This is a genomic window from Runella sp. CRIBMP (assembly GCF_009905605.1).
GTDB lineage: Bacteria > Bacteroidota > Bacteroidia > Cytophagales > Spirosomataceae > Runella.
In genome coordinates, this window is the sequence record NZ_JAAAKZ010000004.1 from 160417 (window position 1) to 177683 (window position 17267).

Genomic DNA, 17267 nt, shown 5'->3' on the forward strand with positions numbered 1-17267 from the left:
CGTGAATAAACCAATAAACCCCATGAAGTTAAGTTTTATTCTTCTGATTATCAGCCTTTTTGTGTTGATGGGTTGTATCTCTGAGGTGAGCGATGACGTTGCTCCGCCAGGTGCCCCAGTATTTAAGGGAGAGGGCTATCGTCCCGTTTACCTAAGCATCGATGAAATGCGAAAAGTAAGTACCGAAGCGCCGCAGGCGCTCCGTCGGCCGGGAAAAATTTATGTGAAAGGAAGTTACCTTTTTATCAATGAGCAGGGCAAAGGCGTTCATTTGCTCAACAACGCTGACCCCGCTGCTCCCCAAAAGATTTCGTTTATTAAAATTCCTGGCAACGTGGACATTGCCGTAAAAGGGAACCTAATGTACGCCGATAACGGGCGGGATTTTGTGGTGCTCAACATTGCCGACCCTACCAATGTTCGGTTGGTCAAGCGAATAGAAAACGCTTTTCCTGCGCAATCCTATCCCCCTTATCTCAACGCTTACTTTGAATGCGTGGACGAAACCAAGGGAATGGTGGTGGGCTGGGAAAAAGTAACAATGAAGCGTCCAAAATGTTTTCGCTAAAAACCGATATGACCATGAAAAAGGTACTGTACGCCACCTTTGTTGCTGCGATTTGGAGTTTAGTTTTGGCTTGTTCTACCGACAAAAGTGCCGATATTTCTCCCAATAGCCAGTCGGGTGTTGGTGGTTCGATGGCTCGTTTTGCCATTGTCGGCAATGCCCTTTATTGCGTTTTGCCCGATAAATTGCAAGTATACGACATCAGCGCGCCCGACAGCCCCGTGGCTAAAAATTACGTAATGTTGAATGTCGGTTTAGAAACGATTTTTCCGTACAAAGACAACCTCTTCATCGGGGCCAGCGACGGTATGTATATTTTTGACAATCGACAACCAAACAGCCCTTTGCTACTTTCGCGTTATACCCACGTTCAGAGCTGTGACCCCGTGGTGGTTCAGGAAAAGTATGCTTATGTGACGTTGAGAGGAGGCGTAAATTGCCGTCAGTTTATTTCATTGAGTTCATTGGATGTGGTCGATGTATCAGATTTGAAGAATCCTCGTTTGGTGCATACCCAACCGATGGAAAGTCCGTATGGACTGGGGGTCGATGGGACACAACTTTTTGTTTGTGAGGGAGATAATGGACTGAAAGTGTTTGATATTTCAAAACCAGAACAGCCCGTATTGAAGGAAACGCTCAAAGATGTTAAATCCTTCGACGTGGTTCCACTCAGTAAGACCCTGCTCGTAACGGGCGACGGAGGCTTCTACCAATACCGCTACCAAAAAGGAGAAAAATTGGAATTGCTGAGCAAAATTTCCATTGAGCCATGATTAAATATAAAGCCCCACAACGGCTCAAAAGCAAAGTCTACTTCTTTTTTATGAAATGCTGTTTATTCCTTTTCGTGGGAACAATTGCTTCAATTTCAGCACTTTCTGCGCAGGTCATTCCGTTGCCGAAGGCAATTTTAAAAACAATTCCAAGTACCTTGATTGACCCCGATAATACCTTTACTTTGGGGCTAGAAGTGCCGTTGCCCAAACGTTGGAGTGTTCAGCAGGAAATAGGGTGGGGGCATAATTCTTTCAACGTCTATTCCTACGAACGCGACCAATACCCCAACCGCCAAACGTGGCGTTTTCGTAGTCAGATTCGGTATTATTTCAACGATTTGTCTTCCCCCAACGGTAGTTTTTTTGCGGCTCTTGAATACTTTCATAAAAACGTGACAACCGACCAACTACAGGCAGTAGGCCGTGATTGCAATACGTGGGGAGGCTGTGCTTATTTTGAGGAAGTCGCCGTGCGCACTCATCGGTTGGTTTCGGCGGGGCACTTTAAATTAGGCTACGTTTTGATTACCCAAAAGAAAATGGCGATAGAAATCTATGCTGGCTTGGGAGTCAGGGGATTAAGGGTAAAAAATAATTTAGATGGCACATCCCTGAACTTGCTCAGACGTGATTTTTTTAATCTTCGGCCCAATCAACCAGGGAACTACGGCACCATGCCAGGCCTTTCGGCAGGGATAGCTTTGGGCTATGCTTTTAGGCCAAGAAAGCCTAAAAGCGTATCTTTGCCCTAGTTAGAAAGCGTATTTATCAAAAGAAAAGGCCATGCCAAAATTTGAATATAAAGTAATTGAATTTAAGCCCGGGGGCTTTTGGGGTACGAAATTGGATGCGGAAGACATCGAAACCCAATTGAATAAAATGGGGAAGAAGGTTGGGAGTTGCTTAACTCATTGGACACCAACGAGTACAATGGCGCCACTAAAAAGCTGTTGTTTATTTTTAAACGACTAAGTACGTTTTAAATATGCTGCAACAAGAACCTATCTGCGCCTTGGCCACGGCCTCGGGCGTGGGAGCCATCGGAGTGATACGCGTGTCGGGAGAAGGGACCTTTGAGGTAGTAAACCAAATTTTTAAGGGAAAAGACCTCCGAAAAGTAGAAACGCACACGCTACATTTTGGCACCATTCGCGACGGTGAAACCATCGTTGATGAAGTGCTGGTAGCGGTTTTTAAGTCGCCCAAATCGTTTACCAAAGAAGACACCGTTGAAATATCCTGCCACGGCTCCGATTACATTATTCGCCAGATTCTAAAACTGTTGGTTCGTTCGGGAGCGCGTTTGGCGGGCCCGGGGGAGTTTACCCAACGGGCATTTCTCAACGGTCAGTTTGATTTGGTACAGGCCGAAGCCGTTGCCGACCTCATTGCGGCCGATTCGGCGGCGAGCCACCGCACGGCGTTGAATCAGTTGCGGGGCGGTTTTTCCAAGAAATTGACCTCACTTCGCGAAGAATTGATTCACTTTGCCTCCATGGTAGAACTCGAACTGGACTTTGGCGAAGAAGATGTGGAGTTTGCCAATCGTGACGACCTCAAACGATTGATTATCAGCTTGCAAACGGCCATCGCGCCGTTGATTGAATCTTTTGATTTCGGCAATGCGCTCAAAGAGGGTGTGCCCGTGGCCATCATCGGGGCACCCAATGTGGGCAAATCTACCTTGCTCAATGCCCTTTTGAACGAAGAAAAAGCCATCGTAACGGCCATCGCAGGCACCACGCGCGACGTGATTGAGGATGTGCTTTATATCAACGGTATCAAGTTCCGCATCATCGACACGGCAGGTATCCGCGAAACCGAGGATATTGTAGAATCCATTGGTATTGAGCGCTCTAAGCAGACGATTGAAAAGGCTGATATTGTGCTTGCTTTGTTTGACAGCCAACAGACCTTATCCCAAATTGAGCCCTTGGCTGAGGATGCCAAGACCATTTGGGTACAAAACAAAACGGATTTGGGAGCAGCCTTTGTTGAGGTAAAAAATGATAGTCTCGTTCGGATTTCGGCGCAGAAAAAAGAAGGAATTGAAGAGCTTAAAAAAGCCATTACCCAACGCGTGTATGACGAGAAGAAAACCGATACTGTTGTAACGAACCTGCGCCATTACGAACATCTGGTCAAGACCCAACAAGCCCTGACCGATGCGCTCAATGGATTGGAAATGGGAATCACGGGTGATTTTTTGGCGCAAGATATTCGCGTGGCATTGCACCATTTAGGAGAGATTACGGGTCAAATCGTCAACGACGATTTGTTGGCCAATATTTTCAGTAAATTTTGCATAGGAAAGTAACCCTTCAAAGTTAATTGATTAAAAAAGCATCTAAAGCTGTATTTTACAGGATTTTAGATGCTTTTTTATGTGTTTGAATTGCACATCGAGCAAATAGTTATCAAACGGTAGGTGGGAAAGTGTTTTAAATGTGCTTTTGGAGTTAATTACTAACGTTAATCAAATCTTATGAAGAAATTTTTATTTCTATGCTTATTGGCTTCCAACGTTTCTTATGGGCAGATTTTTACCCAATCCAATACAGATGGCGCTATCACCATTACTCCCAAAGGGTTACAAGGGAGAACTAACCCCGGAACAGATACTACTAATGTAGCCATAGGAGCATTCGCTCTGCGTAGTGTAATCGGCAGCGGCCGTTACAATACTGCTATCGGCAGCGGGGTATTGCAGTATAATACTTCCGGCAACTCTAACACCGCTATTGGATATAATTCACTTTATAAAAACTCTGAAAGCTTTCAAAATACTGCAATGGGCGCTTTTGCACTTTACTCCACAAATACTACCGGTAACGAAAATACCGCAGTAGGTTATAGTACACTTTTTTATAACAGAACCGGCAGCCAAAACACCGCAGTGGGTAGCAGGGCGCTTCAGAACAACTTTTCCGCCTACTGTAATACCGCAGTGGGTTATAGCGCACTGTCAAGCAATACTGACGGCATCTGTAATACCGGAGTGGGCCACCTTGCACTTTGTTATAACGGTGGTCAGAGCAATACTGCAGTAGGATACAGTGCAGGAGGGTTTCTATCAAAAGGAGATAATAATACATTTATAGGTAGTAGTGCTGCTCCTAAAAACGATATAAGTAATAATATTAACAATTCAACAGCCATCGGCGCAAATGCGGTCGTAGACGCTTCCAACAAAATGAGGTTTGGTAATTCGGCCGTCACAGTCATTGAGGGCGCCGTCCCATGGTCTACCCCATCCGACCGACGCTTGAAAGAAAATATTGTCTATACCAATCGTTTAGGTCTAAACTTTATCAATAGATTACAAACTGTTTCCTACAACTTTATTTCCGATAAGAGCAAATCTCACCACGATGGCTTTATTGCCCAAGATATTGAGGCTGTACTGAAAGAACTGAATGTGCCTTTCAGCGGTCTGAAAAAGTCTGATGATGGAACCTACTCACTGGCTTACTCTGATTTTGTAATGCCGTTAGTGAACGCAGTGAAGGAGTTAAAACAAAAGAATGAAGAACTGGAAGTACGGCTATCAGCCTTAGAAGAATTAAAAGCCGAAATCACAAAGCTAAAGGCTGACAACCTCCGAAATGTTGATAAAAAATAAACCTACACACCTATTAGACTGGTGGAATAGAAACAGCCTCACAAGGGCTGTTTTTTTGTTACCTATGATGATTTGTACCTTATTTGTACCTTATTCATGTAACTATTTGATAATCAATATTAGTTACTTTTTGCATAGGAAAGTAACCCTTCAAAGTTAATTGATTAAAAAAGCATCTAAAGCTGTATTTTACAGGATTTTAGATGCTTTTTATGGGTCAATTACCTTGAAAATAATTCGCTCATGGATAGGATAGTCGGCATCATCGATTTTTTGAGTATAAATGCATGAGATGAGCAATGATTCTGAAAATAATTAAACCCGTAATCAACGTAAGTTGAATACCTCGACTGGTTTTCCATTTTAGTTTATTGTTTAAGGTCCTCCATGGGGCAGGATGCAAGGCTAATCCTGCAATACATAAGAAAGAACCGCTGTATTCACAGCTGTGTTGTAAGTCTACAATTCCTGAGATAAAGAGGACAATTCCACAAAATAGGATGTTGAACTTTAGAATAAATGTGTCAATTTTCTCCTTTATTCTCTCCCATGAGTTTGATTTTGAAGGCATGTATTATGGTGTATATTTGGATATAATTATGATAAATAACTGTCCTTTTGTGTTTTTTTATGGGTATAGTAAATACTTAATTTTGCTTTTTTGGGGCTATTTATGATTCGCAAAAAGTCTTGCTCTACCTGTATTTACTGATGTATTTTGTGTGTATTTGGGATAAAAAACTTACTTAATGTACTATTTCTGTTTTTTTATCCCTATTTGTTAAAAACTAAATAAATATGATTTTGATAAGAAAGTGTTACCTATCAATTAGTATGATTAGTATATGAAAAAATGTAAAAAATGCCGTTTAATTATCTATATGTGATTTTTCGCTTTAACATGGCATCTATATGAAATTCATTCAACAACCCCTACGCTTAAAAGCCCGCAAAAGAGGTTTTCATTTGATTACGGCGGAGGTGTTGCAGGCCATGTCGCAATTGAGGGAGCTGAAAGTCGGTGTATGTCAGGTATTTATCCAACATACTTCGGCTTCCCTGACCATCAACGAAAATGCCGACCCGACCGTACGCCAAGATTTTGAGACTTTTTTTAACAAATTGGTTCCCGAAAATGACCCCGATTACCTGCATAATTATGAAGGTGATGACGATATGCCAGCGCACCTGAAAGCTGCTTTGTTGGGTAGTTCAGTATTGATACCTGTCCAAAATGGGCGCTTGGCCTTGGGAATGTGGCAGGGGATTTATCTCTGCGAACACCGCGACGATGGCGGCCCCCGCAATCTGTTGATTACGGCTTGGGGAGAATGAGTGTAATGTGCTTATTTGCAGTTACATAGATCGCGATCTACGTACGTTTTATTTCCGTTGGAATTGATGTAATAACACCCGCCGCTCTTGCCGATGTAGAGCTGCCGACCGTTGTATTGACGGCATTTGGTGTCTACATTGAGCGGAGCATTGGTGAAGTCAAAGCGTTTGGATTGCAGGGTGGTTTGGGTAGATTTTGGCGCGTTGGCAAAAAAAGTAAGTCCCGTTTTTTTCTCAATATCAGCGGTCGTGGTGATAAATCGAAACCAACCCGCATTTTGTAATGCACTTGTTTTGTTTGGAAAATCAACCGCAATGACTGGCGTGTTGGCGTTGATGTCGTTGATGGTTCCGTTTTCGGGTAAAATCGTGATGACTTTGTATACTCTAGCGGGTACATTGATGGAGTTGTCTAGCTTATTTAATGTTCCTTTGCTGCCTTCGCCGCCCGTGCCGTAGGTGCCGCAAACAATAAAAAGACGGTATTTTTGCGCCACTAGTTCGCGGCAATATTCTTCCAAATACGCCCACGCTTCACGGTTCAGTTCAGGCGCTTGTGGAATCATATTGGTCATCACAAAAGTGCTTGAATTGTTGTCGACAGAATTAGTGCGGTCGGCAGAAGGACATAAGTGACCCCGGTCAAATCCTGAATTGGTGTAATCATTTGGCGTAACTTTGTACCAGGAAGCGGGCAAAACAGGGTCGGGGCGAAAATCATTTTGACGGTCGCTGCTGCCAAGCCATTTTTGCGATAACTCCCACGCCACCCAGTTGGCGTGCCCCTTGGCGCGATTGTATGACAAAGCATATTGGGGTTTCACAATCAAGTAGTTATCAGGGGCCGATTCACTTGCCTGCGCATTGGTCGGATTTCCTAATAATAAGTGAATGCTGTCGTTGCTTGTCGTTATTTTTTGACGCGCACAACTGACAATCAATAAATATACCGATAGGATATATACTGAGGAACGTAAGATTCGCATAACGTGGGTAGTTTTAAAGGAGTAATTTGAGGACCCAAAGGTCTAATTTTTCTTGTTTTAAACAAATTTAACCACAATTCTAGCCATTTATTGTCGGCCATTTATGTTCAATAGCTACCTTAGATTTATATACTCAAACCTAATTTTCGATGCGGCTTAAATTTACTTTGTTTCTTTTGTTAGGGATAAATTTTGTCCCAATTTCGGAGGCGCAAATTCTCCCAAGTACTGCTTTAGCCTCTATCGGCATCACTGGCGATACTACCGACGTACAAGTACCTACCGTCAACGCCTATGTATTGGGCGGAGGCAGCACCGACGTAAAAGAGGCGCTCCAGTGGATGATTGAGCGCGCCAAAGGCGGAGATGTGGTCATAATTAGGGCGAGCGGCGCGACGGGTTACAACGATTTTATTTATGGATTGGGCGGTGTCAATTCAGTAGAGACATTGCTGATTAATTCGCGCGAATTGGCCCTCCATCCCAGCACCGCTGCACGGATTCGGCAGGCGGAGTTGTTGTTTATTGCAGGCGGCGACCAAGGCAATTACGTGAAGTTTTGGCAGGATACACCCGTAGAAGACGCCATCAACTACTTGATTCATGTCAAAAAAGCGCCCGTAGGTGGCACCAGCGCGGGGTGTGCCGTTTTGGGGGGCGTAAGCTTTGCGGCCCTCAACGACGGTATTAATTCCGTCGAAGCACTCACCAATCCTTTTGATCCCAAAATGACTTTACTCAACGGTGGATTTATTGATATACCAGTACTTAAAAATATCATCACTGATACGCATTATAGCAACCGAAGCCGCCATGGGCGACACCTAGCGTTTTTGGCCCGCATGAAAACCGATGGAATAAAGAAGCCAAAAGGTATTGGTGTGGACGAAAAAACGTCGGTTTGCATTGATGAGAAAGGCATCGCCCGCGTATTTGGCAGTCAGGCGGCATATTTTCTATTGGGCGGCGCTCGAAAGCCTGAAACTTGCGAAGAAGGCAAGAAACTGACGTGGAACCGAAAAAAGCAGGCGGTCAGTGTCGTTAAAATTGCCGCTACGCCAGAAGGGGCTGGTATGTTTGACTTAAATCGTTGGAAACCCCTTGAGACGGGCACTTCGGGGTATTGGTTTGCAGAAAATGGTGTTTTGTTTGAAAATTAATGGAGAGTCGTGCAACCTAGGTTTTCTTTTTTGCATCTATCCTTCAAAACTAATTATTCAACCAAAAACAGCCTATACAGCTATGAAACGTTTATCATTATTTTTGTTGGCCGCCTTCTCTGCCACGGCGCTTTACGCCCAAAAACAAGTCTCAGCCCGTGAAATTTTTCAAGCCATTGATAAGCATCAGTCGGTTCAATACGACGGAGTGGTTATTACTGGTGATTTGGACTTTACGGAACTTTCCAATCGAAAAATTAAAAAAGAAAAGGGCTGGGAAGAAATAAAAACAACCGTAGAAGTCCCTGTGGTATTTCGGAATTGTACGTTTAAGGGCGATGTGATTGCGTACAAACGCCTTGAAGAAAATGGCAGTCGTACCAAAATATTCAACATTGAAGTAAATGATGGCACCACGTACTCGGCTGATTTTCGTGAAAATGCCGTCTTTGAAAATTGCACTTTTGAAAACGGCAGTGAATTTAAGTATTCAACTTTTTCAAAAGTAGCCAATTTTGCGGGCAGTAAGTTTGTCGAGCAAGCCAATTTTAAATACGCCAGATTTCGGCAGGATGCCTTGTATACCAACATCCGATTTGAGGATTACGCCAATTTTAAGTACGCTGATTTCTCCCGCCGAGCCGATTTTCAGGAGGTACGTTTTCGCGATTATGCCGACTTCAAGTACGCCGAATTTGAGGAGAAAGTAAATTTTGCGGGCAGTCGTTTTCAGCGAAATGCCGATTTTAAGTACGCTGATTTTAATGCGGGTGCTTCTTTCGATAAAACCGATTTTGACGGCAGCGTTGATTTTAAATATTCCAACGGTAAGCGCTATGTGTCACGATAGACTCTTTCTCGTTTTTAATCGCATCATGAAGCCTCCTTTTTGGAGGCTTCATCTGTTTTAGCGAGGCTTTCTTTGGAATTATTCCCTCGGTTATTTCAATTCATACATTTTATTGTGCAACACAACCTTTATTTTAGGGGTATTTGTATCTAAGAAGCTTGTACTCCCAAGCTGATTTCGTAAATTTGAAACTTTTATTTTGAAAATAACTACCGAGAGTAGGATGTTAAGAGTTCGCAATTTCCTGAAAAAGAGTATAGTACGTTGTTGCCTGTTTTCTGCATTTTTTCCTGTCTTTGCTATCATTCCTGTCTTTTCGCAAGTAGGAATCAGTTTCCCTACCTCGCGCCTTGTATTTCAACGCTCAGCGAACAATTCGGCCACGTTTGTGGTCAGTGGAACGTACCAACAAAGCATTCCTGATCAAGTCGAAGCCGCCTTGGTTCCTTTTGTGGCGGGGCAAGGAACAGCAACCAACTGGCAAATTGTGGAGAAAGCCCCCGTAGGAGGTGTCTATTCAGGGACTATTTCGGGCGGAGGTGGTTGGTATAAATTGAAAGTTAGGGTTGTTAGGAATGGAAAAGTAACGGACAGTACCGAAGTAGACCGAATTGGGATTGGTGAAGTGTTTTTGGTTGCGGGACAGTCAAACGCGCGCGGCATCCAAAATTACGGAGCCCCTGCCGCCAACGACGACAGGGTGAGCTGTTTTAATTACCTCAATGCCTCATTTGACCCCAATGAGTTGCCCGAACCGACTTTTTCTCACTTAAATTCCGACAGTTATATTGCCCCATATGGATACTCTGCATGGTCATGGGGAGCATTGGGAGATTTGTTAGTAAGTCGTTTCAATGTGCCTGTGCTATTTTATAACGTAGCTTTGGAAGGCACCACCAGCAGGTCATGGCGCGAAAGCTCGACGGGCTATGCTTCCAATCCCTACACTGGTGGGGTTTACATAAATCAGCTGCCTTATTCACAATTGAAAGTAGTGTTACGCCAATTTACCTCGCTTACGGGGGTGCGGGCGGTGTTGTGGCATCAAGGCGAATCAGATACGCAGTTCAACCTTTCAGAATCTGAAATAGTTTCAAACCTACAACAGGTAATCGGGCAAAGCCGCAACGATGCGGGGCAAAACATCAGTTGGGTGGTTTCGAAAGTTTCCTATAATATGTTTGCTTCCAAAGCGGTAATTAATGCCCAGAATACCGTCATCAATTCCACCACCAATGTATTTGAAGGACCCTCAACCGACAATATTCAGATTCCCCGGCCTGATGGTGTTCACATTCAGGGCAATGCCCTTATCACCCTTGCACAGCAGTGGAACCAAAGCCTAAATTCCCATTTTTTTAACCAATCCAATCCCATCGCGCCTTTACTGTTGCCGGTTATTAAAGTAGGTTGTACCGATGATAGCCGGGTTAAGCTCATGGTCGAGGGAAATTTTACGGAAGTAAGCTGGAATAATGGCGAGCGAAACAATACCATATTGGCCAGTAATGGCGTCTACAGGGTAAAAGCTAAGGATTCATTTGGCCATTTTATGTATTCAAGCTCCGTCAGCGTAGGCGATAATACCCGCCGCGCGCTTCCAAAACCATCTACTCCCTCCATACTTACCAATGGTAATTTAGTGTTTTGTGAAGGAGGAAATGTCACGTTTTCTACACCGCAGGCGGCGGGTTACCGATGGAGCAATGGCGCCACCTCTCAAAGCATTGTTGTAATGGACGCCGCAAACTATTCAGTTCAAATCAAGGATGATAAGGGCTGTTGGTCTGATTTTTCGGGCACTGTAAAAGCGACCGTCAATCCCATTCCGTCGGTTCCGTCGGTGACGGCCAAGGGGGCATTGACTTTCTGTGCCGATAAAAGTGTAACGTTGGCCGTAGAGGAGAACAGCGTTGTCTCAACCAGTACCGTATTGGAATGGAACAGTGGACAAAAAACGGGTACAATTGTCATAAATCAGTCGGGTGATTATGCGGTTAGGGCGGTCAATCAATACAATTGTGCTTCTGCTTATTCCAATACCTTGAGGGTTACGGTCAATCCCTTACCCAATACTCCCACGATTGTAGCCGATGGTGTACTGCGCTTTTGTGAAGGTAGTAAAGTAATATTATCAACTGATTCTTTTTTGTCAACCGTTTGGAATGAACAATATTCAACTCCTAAACTGACCGTAACAGCCTCGGGCCGCTACACAGCCCAGGTGACCGATACGTGGGGATGCAAATCGCTTCCTTCAAAAGAAGTGATTGTAGAAGTCAACCCCGTGCCTGCCCGTCCAGTCATAACCAAAGCGGGGCCCTTTGCGATAGGGGCCGAAGGTAATTATCTACCCAATATTAATTTTAGGTGGACCCAAGAGGGAGTTTCGCAGAACACAGTGACTACCCAAAATATATTAAAGCCTTCGCAAACAGGCAATTATACAGTAGTTGCTTTTTATGACTTGGATGCTAAAAATACGTGCGCTTCATTGCCGTCTTTTGTGTACAGCTTTGTTTTTGATTTTGCAAACAATGGATTGAGTGTTTATCCCAACCCGAGTCGTGATGGGGCCTTTTCCATTGAAATGTATAAAGATATTAAAAATGCCCGACTCCAATTGATCAATGCAGAGGGGAAACAGGTGCATGAGGAGTCTGTTCCTGAGTTGATTGGCCCTATGACCCTCAAATTCTCTACTTTGCCCCCTGGCATATACTTCTTGAAAATACAGGGCGAGAATCAGATTCCATTGACCAAAAAGCTATGGTTTGTGCCCTAATCCTTGGCATGAAAATTGACAAAGAATGAATCAGCAGTTGGATTGTTTAGGTAAATGATGTTATTTTGCGGGTCAATTTTCGGGAAGCATTCATTTCCTAAATGACAACTTAACTATAACAATTAACTTTTAACTCAAATAACGCGCACGCAACTATGGCGTTAATCAACAAAATCAGGGAACGATCAGGTGTAGCCGTTTTGATCATTGCCGTTAGTTTAATCCTCTTTATTGTTGGAGGTGACATTTTAGGAGCCCAAAGTATGTTTGGGGGCAACAGTCAGGCAGTAGGTGAAATTGCAGGAGAAACCATCGACTACAAAGATTTTCAACTCAAATTAGACCAAGCCCGTCAGGCTTTTGAAGCACAGAGCGGTCGGGCAGCTTCCGAAGCAGAACAACAATCACTGCGGGAGCAGGTCTGGAATCAATACATCGTTGATTTTGCGTACAAAAAAGAGTACGATGAATTGGGATTAAAAGTAAGCAATGATGAGCTGGTAGATATGGTTCAGGGAAACAACGTAAGCCCCGCCATTCAGCAGTCATTCACCAATCCCCAAACGGGTGTTTTTGACAAAACATCGGTCATCAGTTATTTAAAAAACCTTAAAAATTTGCCTCCAGAGCAACAACAGGCATGGCAAAATTTTGAGAAAAGCTTAGCCCAAGACCGTGTTCGTCAAAAATACGAAAACCTGTTTCGCGTAGGTACTTACGTAACACGCGCCGAAGCTGAAAAAGAATACCATGCTCAAACGACCAAAGCTACGCTGAAGTATTTGTTTGTACCGTTTTATTCAGTAACTGACACAACCGTGAAAGTGACCGATGCGCAATTGGAAGATTATCTCGCCAAGCACAAAGACGAATACAAAGGTTTCGATTCACGCACGATTCAATACGTAACGTTTCCGATTGTCCCTACCAAAGAAGACAGTACGGAGTTATACAATAGAATTAAGGAATTGGCGCGTGGTTTAGCTACTGCTCCAAATGACTCTACGTACGCCCGCATCAACTCTGACGTTCCAACCAAATTATATTGGTCGCTTTCTGAAATGACCGATCAATTGAAAGGCGCTGTTAAGAGTTTTATTCCGGGAAGTGTAAACGGTCCTTACCGCGAAGGAAATACTTACTTCATCTATAAGTATGGCGGTACCAAATTGGATACTGCCTACACCGCAAAAGCAAGTCACATTTTGATTCGTGCCCAGGGTACAAGCGATTCAGCAAAAGCAGAAGCACGTACAAAAGCTGCCGATTTGTTGAAGCAATTGCAAGGAGGAGCTAATTTTGAACAATTGGCCGCGGCCAACAGCGCCGACCAAAGCTCAGCCCAGCGCGGTGGAGACCTCGGTTACTTCCGTCAGGGAGCCATGGTGAAACCATTTAGCGATGCGGTGTTCTCAATGAGTGGTACTGGTCTGATTGGACGATTGGTAGAAACCGATTTCGGATTCCATATCATAAAGGTAACGGAACCCAAAACCAATGTGTTGTACAAAATCGCGGCCATTGGCAAAACCATGACGCCTAGCCAAACCACGAGAGATGCCATTTATGCTAAAGCAGACCAGTTCTCGATTGAGTCAAAATCAAAAGCAGCTTTTGACGAGTCGGTGAAGAAGGATAAATCGTTGATAGTTCAGACGGCAAACCGTATTCCTGAGTCGGCAACCAACATAAACACCATGCAAAATGCGCGTGAGATTGTACGTTGGGCGTTCAACGAAGATACCAACGAAAATCAGGCATCCCCTGTTTTTGAAACAGACGAGCAATATGTTGTGGCCATTTTGACTGGAAAGTCGGACAAAGACAATCCAACGATTAACGATTTCCGTGACGAATTGACCTTGAAAGTACGTAATCAAATCAAAGCGGAGCAAATCACTAAAAAACTGAGTGGTATTCAAGGCCCAACCCTCGAAGCCATTGCTCAAAAATATGGCGCAGGTGCCTTGGTTGAAAACGCCAATGATATTTCGCTGGCTACGGGCTTCTTGACCAGTGCGGGGCTTGACCCAATTGCATTAGGAAAAGGTTTTGGTTTGAAACCTGGCAAAAGAACGAAAGTATTTACGGGCGAAAACGGCGTATTTATTATGGAGCAAGTTTCTAGCACTCCAGCGCCTGCCATTGGAGATTACTCAATGTATAAAGCCAATTTGCAATCGAAAAGCTTCCAGGCGAGTTTCTTAGTAAACGAAGCCGTTCGTGAAAATGCCAAAGTGGTTGATAACCGCGCTAAATTCTTTTAGTAGGACATTTTTATTCTTACACGAAAGCCTGTCAAGTCACTTGACAGGCTTTCGTGTTTATAAGAAGTAGTTATGGCTTATTTCTGTGAATTGGTAGCAGAAGGAGCGATGGGCGTGCATCCTGAAATTTGTACTTGAAATGTACTTCCCTGTTCGGCTTTGAAGCCCGCATTGAGAGAAACAGAATTTCCTGCTTGGTAGGCCACAGTGGCACCCGATGCTATTGTATTGCTGGCCGTAATAGATTCAGATGCTTCAAAGGATAGGCCTTGACCGTTTGTGATTGGATTACTAAGGGTATATTGCGTTGGGCAGACTACTTCGAATGTTTGGTCAATAAATGTTCCATTTTTTGCATAACTTCCTTTAAAAAAGGCTCTTATTTTGACAGTTCCACCCTGTCCAGTGAGCGTCACGGTATTGCCAGAAAGGGTTGCGGGGCCTGAAATAAGCAGGTACTCAATGGTTTCGTTGGTAGGGCTGCTGCTTGCCGAAAGCATGAATGGAGGCGACGAGGCGGCTTTTGTACCAATGCTCGTAAATTGAATGGAATAAGGTGTAATGCTTCGATTTACCTCAAAAGTTTGCTCCACAGGTATGGCGGGTCGGTAATTGGCATCTCCGTGTTGCACGGCTCTGACGGTCACTTGTCCGGGCGCACCCGTGAGTGTCAAAATGTTGCCAATAATGTAAGCGGGCCCTGAACTACTAAAAAAATGGATGGGACTAAGGCCTGAGCTGGCCGTAGCCGACAAGGAGAAATTGCTGCTTGTGTTGAGGGTTATTGATTGATCAGCAATGTCGGTAAAGCTGATGCTCTGGGCCATTCCTAAACAGTTGACGGGAATATCTTTATGGTAGTTAGTAGATAAACCATCGGGGTCGGTAACGGTTAAATAAATGCGGTAGAAATAAGTGGCATCTCCGACCTCACAAGGGGTGCCATCGAGCACAGTATTGATTACATTTCCAACTTGAGTGGGGTTTCGGTGCTCGTGTCCGTTATGGACCAACGCAACCGTCCAACTCAGCTGGAGGCTATCCGTGGGGCTTTGCGCGTCGGATACCACAGCCGATAAGGTCAAAGGGTAGTCTACCGACGCAGAAACCCCGCTGATGGTATCAAGGCTAATGCTATTGATGACTGGCGGAGTACTGTTAAGATAGATGTAGGTAGAGTCGCTGCTACTGAGTCCTGTACCGTTTGTATCTCTCACGGTCAGTTTAACTTTGAACTTCTGTCGTCCGTTGGGTGGGGCATTAAATAAATAATGCGGGGCCAATCCCGTGCTGAAGGGGGGGGCGTCGTTGATGCGCCATTCGTAGGTGAGGGAGGTCCCTTCGGGGTCATAGGATTTTAAAGCAGTAAACGCTACGGGCAAAGGCGCTAAACCGCTGTTGATATCGGTCTCAATCTTGGCCACAGGAGGGAGATTTGAGAGGCTATAATGCAGCTTTCTGACTTCGTCGCAGGGGTTGGTACTTTCAGATACCCCAGTGATATAATAGATGCTTTCGTCCACCTCGTTATAGGCCAAATGGACTACTTTTTGGGAAGCGGTCATAAAGTGGCTGATGCTTACTGGGTCATGGTTGGCATTCAGTTTTAATACTCTTATCCATTTTCCATCGTAATCGGCCATAAACAAGGCATTTTGGTAAGCGGCTGGGTACTTATTGCCAGTGTAGAAGACCCCACCCATGGTGGATGCTCCCGAAAAACTAGGGCCAGTGTAGGGAAACTGTGCCGAGCCTATCTGAACTTTAGTCGTTTGATTAAGATAGACATTGGCATCGGTTGTGAGCGAGCGGTATTCCAAAATCGGCTTTCGGTGGGTGCTAGGAGCGTAGTTAGGATCGTTCCAAGGGGTATTTACCCGCTCTAATCCTTCATAAAGCGGCCATCCAAAGTTTTGGTTGGGGGCCGTCACCGTATTAATTTCTTCCCTTGAAAAATTACCTACGTCTCCTACGACCAGCACACCGGGGTCGCCGTCTTCGGGGTTGTGACTGCCAGAATTGGGGACCAATGTCATTCGGAAAGGATTCCGTAATCCTTTTGCCCACATTCTTGAGATGGCGGCTCGTGGGGTACTTGAGTTATATAATGGGTTGGAAGGAATACCATTGCCCGTTTCGGGGTCAATTCGTAATATTTTTCCATTGTGAGAATTGTCAACCTGAGAGCGATAGGCACCAATATTGTGAGCTTGGGTAATCACCCCAGCATCAATGGCTTGTTGGTAGTTGCCTTCGTTCCCTCGGTCATACACCCCAGCGTAGGCACCGTCGCCCGTTGAAACCATCAGGGTGCCGTCGTCGCCAAAAACCATACAACCCCCTCCGTGATTATTCCAAATGATGGGGATACCATCAGAAGGGGTGGTACCCAGAAGCACCAAACGACTGTTGTTGACGAGTGCCGTAAAGCTTGGTGTGGCGTTGATATTGGCTTTGTAGCGCGTTATGCGTACAATTGAACCTGTTTGGTCGGAGCCATCATTTCCGTTCATTCCAGTCAGCAAATAAGTTCGGTTGACGGCGTACATTAGATAGAGATAACCGTTGGTGAGGAAATCGGGATGGAGAACAACGGAGACCAGTCCTAAGTCGTTGTTACTCAGTACTTCATAATTAATATCAAGTAGAAGATATTTTTGGGCGTTTCCGTTGGCATCGAAGCGTATGGCCCAAACTTTTCCGTTTTTTTCCCAAGTGTACATTTGCCCCACTTGATCAAAAACCACACCTACCATTCCTACAAGGTCGCCATTGGCACCTTTCACTTTCAGTTGGCTTTGAAACCCAGAGGGTTGACTGCGGACGGTGGTAATAAAAGCAAAAAAACAAAGAAACAAAGCAATTCTCATGGGTAAGTGTTATTGGTAAAGAAGATAAGCCGAGAGATAAACCCT

The 17267-nt window shown here is 44.5% G+C and carries 12 protein-coding genes; 10 read left to right on the forward strand and 2 right to left on the reverse strand.

What is annotated here, in order from left to right; all coding sequences use genetic code 11:
• Positions 1-22 precede the first annotated feature (22 nt).
• The 6 genes from GVN20_RS13965 (at position 23) to GVN20_RS13990 (ending at position 6304) form a co-directional block, all read left to right on the forward strand.
• Positions 23-568: a hypothetical protein gene (locus GVN20_RS13965; RefSeq protein WP_166558932.1), complete on the forward strand. Its 546-nt coding sequence runs from the start codon at positions 23-25 to the stop codon at positions 566-568.
• Between the two features lie 14 nt (positions 569-582).
• Positions 583-1344 (forward strand): LVIVD repeat-containing protein, encoded by a 762-nt coding sequence (locus tag GVN20_RS13970; RefSeq protein ID WP_166558933.1) that lies wholly within the window; start codon positions 583-585, stop codon positions 1342-1344.
• Positions 1341-2099: a DUF3575 domain-containing protein gene (locus GVN20_RS13975; protein WP_166558934.1), complete on the forward strand. Its 759-nt coding sequence runs from the start codon at positions 1341-1343 to the stop codon at positions 2097-2099. Before GVN20_RS13970 ends, GVN20_RS13975 begins: the two co-directional genes overlap by 4 nt.
• 233 nt (positions 2100-2332) lie before the next feature.
• The gene (gene mnmE / locus GVN20_RS13980) at positions 2333-3664 is read left to right on the forward strand and encodes a tRNA uridine-5-carboxymethylaminomethyl(34) synthesis GTPase MnmE (RefSeq protein WP_166558935.1); all 1332 of its coding nucleotides are present in this window, start codon (positions 2333-2335) and stop codon (positions 3662-3664) included.
• Positions 3665-3832: 168 nt separating this feature from the next.
• On the forward strand, positions 3833-4969 hold the full coding sequence (locus GVN20_RS13985) for a tail fiber domain-containing protein (RefSeq protein WP_166558936.1): 1137 nt from the start codon (positions 3833-3835) through the stop codon (positions 4967-4969).
• A gap of 912 nt (positions 4970-5881) precedes the next feature.
• Positions 5882-6304: a secondary thiamine-phosphate synthase enzyme YjbQ gene (locus GVN20_RS13990; RefSeq protein ID WP_166558937.1), complete on the forward strand. Its 423-nt coding sequence runs from the start codon at positions 5882-5884 to the stop codon at positions 6302-6304.
• Positions 6305-6315: 11 nt separating this feature from the next.
• On the opposite strand, the gene GVN20_RS13995 is transcribed toward GVN20_RS13990, so the two are convergent.
• Positions 6316-7290 (reverse strand): DNA/RNA non-specific endonuclease, encoded by a 975-nt coding sequence (locus GVN20_RS13995; protein WP_166558938.1) that lies wholly within the window; start codon positions 7288-7290, stop codon positions 6316-6318.
• A 149-nt stretch (positions 7291-7439) separates the two neighbouring features.
• Between GVN20_RS13995 and GVN20_RS14000 the strand changes: the two genes are divergently transcribed.
• From GVN20_RS14000 to GVN20_RS14015, 4 genes are all read left to right on the forward strand, one after another.
• Positions 7440-8450, forward strand: coding sequence for a cyanophycinase (locus GVN20_RS14000; protein WP_166558939.1), 1011 nt, complete (start codon positions 7440-7442; stop codon positions 8448-8450).
• 82 nt (positions 8451-8532) lie between these two features.
• On the forward strand, positions 8533-9300 hold the full coding sequence (locus GVN20_RS14005; RefSeq protein WP_166558940.1) for a pentapeptide repeat-containing protein: 768 nt from the start codon (positions 8533-8535) through the stop codon (positions 9298-9300).
• A gap of 223 nt (positions 9301-9523) precedes the next feature.
• The gene (locus tag GVN20_RS14010; RefSeq protein WP_166558941.1) at positions 9524-12085 is read left to right on the forward strand and encodes a sialate O-acetylesterase; all 2562 of its coding nucleotides are present in this window, start codon (positions 9524-9526) and stop codon (positions 12083-12085) included.
• A 155-nt stretch (positions 12086-12240) separates the two neighbouring features.
• Entirely contained in the window at positions 12241-14352 is a 2112-nt protein-coding gene (locus GVN20_RS14015) for a peptidylprolyl isomerase (protein WP_166558942.1), read from the forward strand.
• 77 nt (positions 14353-14429) lie between these two features.
• On the opposite strand, the gene GVN20_RS14020 is transcribed toward GVN20_RS14015, so the two are convergent.
• Positions 14430-17222, reverse strand: coding sequence for a PQQ-dependent sugar dehydrogenase (locus GVN20_RS14020; protein WP_166558943.1), 2793 nt, complete (start codon positions 17220-17222; stop codon positions 14430-14432).
• Between the last annotated feature and the right edge of the window lie 45 nt (positions 17223-17267).

Coding starts and splice junctions, on each gene's coding strand:
- GVN20_RS13965 (WP_166558932.1), top strand. CDS start 23: ATGAAGTTAAGTTTTATTCTTCTGATTATCAGCCTTTTTGTGTTGATG.
- GVN20_RS13970 (WP_166558933.1), top strand. CDS start 583: ATGAAAAAGGTACTGTACGCCACCTTTGTTGCTGCGATTTGGAGTTTA.
- GVN20_RS13975 (WP_166558934.1), top strand. CDS start 1,341: ATGATTAAATATAAAGCCCCACAACGGCTCAAAAGCAAAGTCTACTTC.
- mnmE (WP_166558935.1), top strand. CDS start 2,333: ATGCTGCAACAAGAACCTATCTGCGCCTTGGCCACGGCCTCGGGCGTG.
- GVN20_RS13985 (WP_166558936.1), top strand. CDS start 3,833: ATGAAGAAATTTTTATTTCTATGCTTATTGGCTTCCAACGTTTCTTAT.
- GVN20_RS13990 (WP_166558937.1), top strand. CDS start 5,882: ATGAAATTCATTCAACAACCCCTACGCTTAAAAGCCCGCAAAAGAGGT.
- GVN20_RS13995 (WP_166558938.1), bottom strand. CDS start 7,290: ATGCGAATCTTACGTTCCTCAGTATATATCCTATCGGTATATTTATTG.
- GVN20_RS14000 (WP_166558939.1), top strand. CDS start 7,440: ATGCGGCTTAAATTTACTTTGTTTCTTTTGTTAGGGATAAATTTTGTC.
- GVN20_RS14005 (WP_166558940.1), top strand. CDS start 8,533: ATGAAACGTTTATCATTATTTTTGTTGGCCGCCTTCTCTGCCACGGCG.
- GVN20_RS14010 (WP_166558941.1), top strand. CDS start 9,524: ATGTTAAGAGTTCGCAATTTCCTGAAAAAGAGTATAGTACGTTGTTGC.
- GVN20_RS14015 (WP_166558942.1), top strand. CDS start 12,241: ATGGCGTTAATCAACAAAATCAGGGAACGATCAGGTGTAGCCGTTTTG.
- GVN20_RS14020 (WP_166558943.1), bottom strand. CDS start 17,222: ATGAGAATTGCTTTGTTTCTTTGTTTTTTTGCTTTTATTACCACCGTC.